The following is a 4,256-nucleotide window of genomic DNA, read 5'->3' on the forward strand; positions in this document are numbered from 1 at the left end:
AAACCCAGATCTCAAAGGTCTGGGCGGAGAAGCCCGCGCCGTACCGCCTAAGCGGTCGGCGTCGGGAGTACGTCACATGCGGATGGTCAGCGATCGCTCATCGTCACCAAAAGAGCGATCGCCTATGCATTCGTTCTTGGTTATTTGCGATGGGTTTTTACCTCAATAGACATTAAGTTCAACTAATCTGCAAAACTGGGCGGGTAGCTGCTCTGAAACGGATATCTGTTGGTTATGGTGGTTAGGGACAGATCCTCCTTTTCAACCGATCGCCCCCGAATCTGATTTATCTGATTGCGATTCGGATTGGGGAACGCAGTTTCTGGAGGAACTATTTTTGTGGGATGGGAATCAGTTCATGCGATCGCTCAGTGGCGCTGGACAAGCGATCGCCCCATCCACCTGCTAAGATCGCTGACAAAAGAAAGGCAACCTTCCGACTATGACTCTACAGGCGCAATACGATCGCGACTTCTATGCCTGGATTGCTAAAAATGTCGAACTGCTTCGCAGGGGTGATGCTGCGGAAGCGGACTGGGAGCATATTGCAGATGAATTAGAGAGTATGGGTAAACGGGACCTGCGGCAATTAAGAAGTGGATTGCAGGTTTTGGTCATGCACCTGCTCAAATGGAAATACCAACCGCAAAAGCAAAGCAAGAGTTGGGTCGCGACGATTGACCATCAGCGGGATGAAATCGAAGCCCTGTTGCTGGATAGTCCCAGCTTACGAGTAGAGTTGGGTGATGCCCTGGGGACGATTTATCCAAAAGCAGTGCGGGACGCTTGTCGAGAAACTGAGCTTCCGAAGACGAGATTTCCTGAATCCTGTCCGTTTGAGATGGCAGACATTTTGGATCCAGGTTTTTTCCCAGAGTGAGGGGTTGCTTTTATGGGGATTTTGTGGTAAACAGAGGCGATCGCTTCGAGACCTCTCAATGCTTAACCACCACTGCTGGAGTCGTTTACACTGATAAATGAACGTTGAGAAGAGGGGCATTGCATTCCACTCGCTCCTCTAGCAATCTCATTCCTCAATCCACACAGTTGCTCTGTGATTCCCGGACAAGCGGGAATCCACCAACCCCTAATGTAACCTAGAAAATTAAAAATTACTCTCAGTTATTTAGGATTGCCATAGGAGTTCGACAGATTAAAAATGAAAGCAATTAACAGTAAGCAAGCCAAGCAACAATTAGATGAAATCATCGATCGAGTGATCCTTGATGTCGAACCAGCTATCTTATCTAACGAACAAGGTAGGCAAGCGGTTCTCATGTCATTAGATGAATTTAACTCTTGGCAAGAAACACTTTATTTATTATCCAATCCAGCTAATGCGGAACACCTATTAAAATCGCTCGAACAAGCCAAGCAAGGTAGAAAATCTGTTAAAGAATTGGTTGATGAATGAAAATAGCTTTTACAGAAGCATCTTGGGCAGACTATCTCTGGTTACAAGAGAAGGATAAGAAACTTTTAAAAAGAGTAAATCTACTCATCCAAGATATAATTAGAACCCCATTTGAAGGGATTGGCAAGCCAGAGCCACTCAAAGGTAATTTGTCTGGGTATTGGTCAAGAAGGATTGATTCAGAGCATCGTTTGGTCTATGGCATTTCTGAGGAAGAAGTGATTGTTATTGCCTGTAGATTTCACTATTAGAAATAAAGGGTGAGGCGTTTTTTTTATTGGCTATTCACGCGATCGCCTGTGAATGGGGTTGATGGGAGTGCGATCGCAGTTTCTGGAGGAACTGTTTTTGGGGTAGGGGAATCAGTTGATGCGATCGCTCACTGGCGCTGGACAAGCGATCGCTCGATCCACTTGCTATCATCTTGGAGTCAAGAAACGCAACTTTCAGGGGACTGGTTGGTCTACTCTGCATCATGCGATCGCCTGTAGGAATTGCCTGGATTGGCAAAAAGGTGGTACTCCTTCCCAAACAATCTCTGGCTAAAGCAAACATCAAGCAGATTCAGGACTTAAGCACAGCCACCTAATTTGGTGGGTAAATCCTATTTTAGAAACGGCCATTTATGGCGTATCGTACCGCTATGCCACCCACCAAAAAGTGGTTGACAGAATACTAGAAACGGGTCTAACAGAGAGGATGAAAGCTCGGCAAGCGATCGCTCGGGCGCAATCCATACCAACTTTGGGTAAAAATAAAGAAATGAATACCAATAATCTTGAAATCAAATACCCCGCCGGATTTGAAAATTCGGTTCAAATGACTCGAGATGAGATGGAACAGCACATTCGGCTAATGGCTGCATTGAAAATGTTTGAGTTAGGAAAGGTATCGGCGGGAAAAGCGGCTGAGTTAGCGGGAATGTCAAGACTCGATTTTTTTGAGACTTGCAGCCGATATCGAGTGAGTATTTTTAATTATCCACCGGAAGAACTCGAAGAGGAACTCGAACGGGATTTAGATGTGCTTAGGAATGCCAACCTAGCATGAAGATTGTATCTAATACAGGCCCGATTATTGCTTTGGCAAAAATTGGCAAGTTGGCTTTGTTGAAGGAAATTGCTCCAGAAACCTTGATTCCCCTTGCAGTTTACCGAGAATTATTTGCTAAATTCAGCAGAGAATCACAAATAATTGACCAAGCGCTTGCTGATTTTATTCGCGTTACAGAGGTGAAGGAAATTAACCCAGAAGTTGAAATTGCCCTGGCTGGTTTAGATGAAGGAGAAAAACAGGCGATCGCTCTGGCTTCAACTCTTGCCGAAGAAACGATCTTGTTACTCGACGATCGCTCGGGTAGACGGGTGGCACAACAACTGGGTTTTTCAACTACAGGTTCGATTGGAGTGTTACTTCGCCTGAAACAAACAGGAGCAATTGAGAATGTAGGAGTGCTGTTATCAAGAATGAGAGAACGGGGGTATTGGTTATCAGACCAAGTGATAGAAGTTGCAAAACGATTGGCTGGAGAGGAGGAGTGATGTGTGTCATCTAGCCGAAACTTGTAAAAGGTGGGACGTTTTTTTCGATTGACGATTGACGCGATCGCCCCCGAATCTGGTTTATCCGATTGCGATTCGGATTTACGATCGCAGTTTCTGGAGGAACTGTTTTTGGGGTAGGGGAATCAGTTGATGCGATCGCTCACTGGCAGTTGACAAGCGATCGCCCCATCCACCTGCTAAGAGCGCTAACAAAAGGAAGGCAACCTTCAGACGATGACTCTACAGGCGGAATGCGATCGCGACTTCTATAGCTGGATTTCCAAAAGTAATGTAGAACTGCTTTCCATCGGTCATCTTTACCCGTGACTAATGGTTACTAAATCAAAACTATTCAAATGAAAACAGATAAGTTATTTTACAGAATTTTCTTAAATCAACCCAGTTTAATTTCCGAACTGGTATCGGGAATTCCCCCGGACTGTGAATTTGACTATAGTGCCCCAGTAGTCAAGGAAAAAGAAATCCGGCTTGATGGTTTGTTGACTCCGGTTTCCCAAGATGTCAGCTTACCATTGGTATTTCTCGAAGCCCAAATGCAGAATGACCCCGAATTTTATGGTCGCTACTTCGCCGGAATATTTGTTTATCTGTTTCAATATAAAATTATCCGACCGTGGCAGGGATTTATTAATCCTACGCAGTCGTTCTCTGGATTTAGGGTCAGACATTCCCTATCAAAGCTTGCTATCTAGTTCCGTAACGCGGTTGTATCTAGAGGATTTACTGTCAGTAGAAAATCTGAGTCCGAACTTGTCCCTGCTGAAGTTGGTGGTGATACCGGAGACCCAGGCGGCTGTGGTGGCGAAATCGATTTTAAACCGTGCCCAAACCCAGGGCGAATTTCAGAAATACCTGGATTTGGTGGAGGCTATACTGGTCAATAAGTTTTCTGATTTGAGTATTGAGGAGATACGCAATATGTTGGATCTGAGGGAAGCAGATGTCACCCAAACTCGTTTTTATCAAGAAGTGATTCAAATTGGTCGCCAAGAAGGTCGCCAAGAAGGGGAGCAACTGGGAGAAGCAAATCTGATTGTGCGTCAGATATCTCGCCGTTTTGGGGCGCTGAGTCCCGAACAAATTTCGCAAGTGCGGAGTCTCTCGATTCCTCAATTGGAGTCCCTGGGTGAGGCTTTGTTGGATTTTCAGTCTATTGGAGAGTTTGAGGTTTGGCTGCAAGAGAATTCCCTGTAACAGCACTGCTGTTAATGACTAAAGCCTGATTTACTGGAAAATTCTAGATTATTCCGGAAATACCTCACGGCGTGTGGTAGAGT

The 4,256-nt window shown here is 45.2% G+C and carries 8 protein-coding genes; 7 read left to right on the forward strand and 1 reads right to left on the reverse strand.

The window, feature by feature from the left end:
- Window positions 1-442 precede the first annotated feature (442 nt).
- The 3 genes from LKK83_RS12850 (at window position 443) to LKK83_RS12860 (ending at window position 1,665) form a co-directional block, all read left to right on the forward strand.
- Window positions 443-880, forward strand: a complete 438-nt coding sequence (locus tag LKK83_RS12850; RefSeq protein WP_324631546.1) for a DUF29 domain-containing protein — start codon at window positions 443-445, stop codon at window positions 878-880.
- A gap of 279 nt (window positions 881-1,159) precedes the next feature.
- Complete coding sequence (locus LKK83_RS12855; protein WP_324631547.1) at window positions 1,160-1,414, forward strand: type II toxin-antitoxin system Phd/YefM family antitoxin; 255 nt, start codon at window positions 1,160-1,162, stop codon at window positions 1,412-1,414.
- On the forward strand, window positions 1,411-1,665 hold the full coding sequence (locus tag LKK83_RS12860) for a Txe/YoeB family addiction module toxin (RefSeq protein ID WP_324631548.1): 255 nt from the start codon (window positions 1,411-1,413) through the stop codon (window positions 1,663-1,665). The genes LKK83_RS12855 and LKK83_RS12860 overlap by 4 nt, the downstream gene beginning before the upstream one ends.
- A gap of 34 nt (window positions 1,666-1,699) precedes the next feature.
- On the opposite strand, the gene LKK83_RS12865 is transcribed toward LKK83_RS12860, so the two are convergent.
- Window positions 1,700-1,837: a hypothetical protein gene (locus tag LKK83_RS12865; RefSeq protein WP_324631549.1), complete on the reverse strand. Its 138-nt coding sequence runs from the start codon at window positions 1,835-1,837 to the stop codon at window positions 1,700-1,702.
- A gap of 276 nt (window positions 1,838-2,113) precedes the next feature.
- Between LKK83_RS12865 and LKK83_RS12870 the strand changes: the two genes are divergently transcribed.
- The 4 genes from LKK83_RS12870 to LKK83_RS12885 all read left to right on the forward strand — a co-directional run bounded on the left by LKK83_RS12870 (window position 2,114) and on the right by LKK83_RS12885 (window position 4,173).
- Entirely contained in the window at window positions 2,114-2,464 is a 351-nt protein-coding gene (locus LKK83_RS12870; RefSeq protein ID WP_324631551.1) for a UPF0175 family protein, read from the forward strand.
- Window positions 2,461-2,955, forward strand: a complete 495-nt coding sequence (locus tag LKK83_RS12875) for a DUF3368 domain-containing protein (RefSeq protein WP_324631553.1) — start codon at window positions 2,461-2,463, stop codon at window positions 2,953-2,955. The genes LKK83_RS12870 and LKK83_RS12875 overlap by 4 nt, the downstream gene beginning before the upstream one ends.
- A 359-nt stretch (window positions 2,956-3,314) precedes the next feature.
- Entirely contained in the window at window positions 3,315-3,671 is a 357-nt protein-coding gene (locus LKK83_RS12880; RefSeq protein ID WP_324631554.1) for a DUF2887 domain-containing protein, read from the forward strand.
- Window positions 3,559-4,173: a DUF2887 domain-containing protein gene (locus tag LKK83_RS12885; RefSeq protein WP_324631555.1), complete on the forward strand. Its 615-nt coding sequence runs from the start codon at window positions 3,559-3,561 to the stop codon at window positions 4,171-4,173. The genes LKK83_RS12880 and LKK83_RS12885 overlap by 113 nt, the downstream gene beginning before the upstream one ends.
- Window positions 4,174-4,256 lie beyond the last annotated feature (83 nt).

The organism is Phormidium sp. CCY1219 (assembly GCF_035615515.1).
Taxonomy (GTDB): Bacteria; Cyanobacteriota; Cyanobacteriia; order Cyanobacteriales; family Laspinemataceae; genus CCY1219.